Below are 2,226 nucleotides of genomic sequence, written 5' to 3' on the forward strand. Positions count from 1 at the left end.
CGGCCGAGCCACCGATCTCACCGATCATGATGATCGACTCGGTCTCGTCATCGGCCAGGAACCATTCCAGCACGTCGATATGCTCGGTGCCTTTGATCGGGTCGCCGCCGATACCAACGCACGTGGACTGGCCCAGACCCACATCGGTGGTCTGCTTGACGGCCTCATAGGTAAGAGTGCCCGAACGGGACACAACGCCGACCGAGCCACGCTTGTGGATGTGGCCGGGCATGATGCCGATCTTGCAGGCGTCAGGTGTGATGACGCCGGGGCAGTTCGGGCCGATCAGGCGCGATTTGCTACCTTCCAGCGCGCGCTTCACCTTCATCATGTCCAGAACCGGGATGCCTTCGGTGATGCAGACGATCACTTCCATCTCGGCATCAATCGCTTCGAGGATCGAGTCAGCCGCGAAAGGCGGCGGAACATAGATCACCGAGGCATTGGCTTCGGTCACATGCTTGGCCTCGTGGACCGAGTTGAACACGGGCAGGCTCAGATGCTCCATCCCGCCTTTGCCGGGGGTCACGCCGCCGACCATCTTGGTGCCGTAGGCGATGGCCTGTTCAGAGTGGAATGTGCCCTGCGAGCCGGTGAAGCCCTGACAGATCACTTTGGTATTTTCGTCGATGAGGACTGCCATTTGGCGTTCTCCTATTTTAGGCGGGCCAAGGCCTGCCAGAATTCTTCGGAAAAGTGGGGCGAAACCCACTCCACGGAATTGGGCTTAGCCTTTCACAGCCTTCACGATCTTCTCGGCACCGTCTTTCAGGTTGTCCGCTGCGATCACGTCCAGGCCAGAGGTGTTGATGATCTCTTTGCCCTTCTCGACATTCGTGCCTTCCAGACGCACGACCAGCGGAACCTGCAGGCCGACCTCTTTCACCGCGGCGACTACGCCCTCGGCGATGACGTCGCAGCGCATGATGCCGCCGAAGATGTTGACTAGAATGCCTTTGACGTTCGGGTCCGATGTGATGATCTTGAACGCCTCGGTCACTTTCTCTTTGGTCGCGCCACCGCCCACGTCGAGGAAGTTGGCAGGCTCGGCGCCATACAGCTTGATGATGTCCATGGTCGCCATCGCCAGACCAGCACCGTTGACCATGCAGCCGATCTCACCATCCAAAGCGATGTAGTTCAGGTCGTACTTGGAGGCTTCGAGTTCCTTGGGGTCTTCCTCGGTCTCGTCGCGCAGCTCGGCGATGTCTGGGTGGCGGTAAACCGCGTTGCCGTCAAAGCCCAGCTTGGCGTCCAGCACCTTGAGTTCGCCGCTGTCTGAGACGATCAGCGGGTTTATCTCCAGCATCTCCATGTCCTTCTCAACGAAGGCTTTGTAGAGGATGCCCATCAGGCGCACGCATTGCTTGACCTGCGCGCCTTCCAGACCCAGCGAGAACGCGATGCGGCGGCCGTGATAGGCCTGATAGCCGGTTACAGGGTCCACCGAGAAGGACAGGATTTTTTCGGGCGTGGACGCGGCCACTTCTTCGATATCCATGCCACCTTCGGTCGAGCAGACAAAAGAGATGCGGCTGGTCTGGCGATCCACCAGCAGGGCCAGGTACAGTTCACGCTCAATGCCGGAACCGGCTTCGATATAGATGCGGTTGACCTGCTTGCCCGCGGGGCCAGTCTGGTGGGTGACAAGAGTGCGACCCAGCATCTTCTTTGCTTCCTCGGCTGCTTCTTCCACCGACTTGGTCAGACGGACACCGCCTTTTTCACCTGCGTCTGCCTCTTTGAAGCTGCCCTTGCCACGTCCACCTGCATGGATCTGGGCCTTAACAACCCAAAGAGGGCCGTCCAGTTCACCGGCTGCGGTTTTGGCTTCCTCGGCGCGCAGAACCGCGCGACCGTCGGAGACCGGAGCGCCATAGCTGCGCAAAAGAGCTTTGGCCTGATATTCGTGAATATTCATCGAAACTGTCCCGTCTGACTACGATTACCCCGTTATAGGGGTGTCTAAGGGTCAAGTTTAAAGAGTTTTTTGACCTGTCACGGGAAATTGTCGAAGATTTTCAGTATTTGTGATCACAGGTTTTTGGGGTGTGATCACAAAGCATGCGGCGAGCGTAAGTTTGATTCGATTGTATGGGTTCGTACAAGGAAATCACATTCATAAGTGAGATTTGTAACGTTTGCGCCAACATCCTCGCACCCGTCGCGCGGGACCCAAAAGAAAACCGGCCCGCTCAGGGGCCGGTTTCAAATTCACAAATGCTG

Annotated in this window: 2 protein-coding genes; both read right to left on the bottom strand. The window is 57.7% G+C overall.

Features of this window, described 5'->3' with window-relative positions; all coding sequences use genetic code 11:
• Positions 1 to 643 (bottom strand): succinate--CoA ligase subunit alpha (sucD, locus tag ACR0E6_RS20835; protein WP_480586881.1); only part of this gene is annotated, 643 nt, incomplete at its 3' end.
• Between the two features lie 84 nt (positions 644 to 727).
• Positions 728 to 1,921, bottom strand: a complete 1,194-nt coding sequence (gene sucC / locus ACR0E6_RS20840) for an ADP-forming succinate--CoA ligase subunit beta (protein ID WP_170378977.1) — start codon at positions 1,919 to 1,921, stop codon at positions 728 to 730.
• Positions 1,922 to 2,226 lie beyond the last annotated feature (305 nt).

It is taken from the genome of Ruegeria sp. AP12, from assembly GCF_056540025.1.

Excerpts from the sequence above, each read along its gene's own strand:
- sucC (WP_170378977.1), bottom strand. The coding sequence starts at position 1,921 with ATGAATATTCACGAATATCAGGCCAAAGCTCTTTTGCGCAGCTATGGC.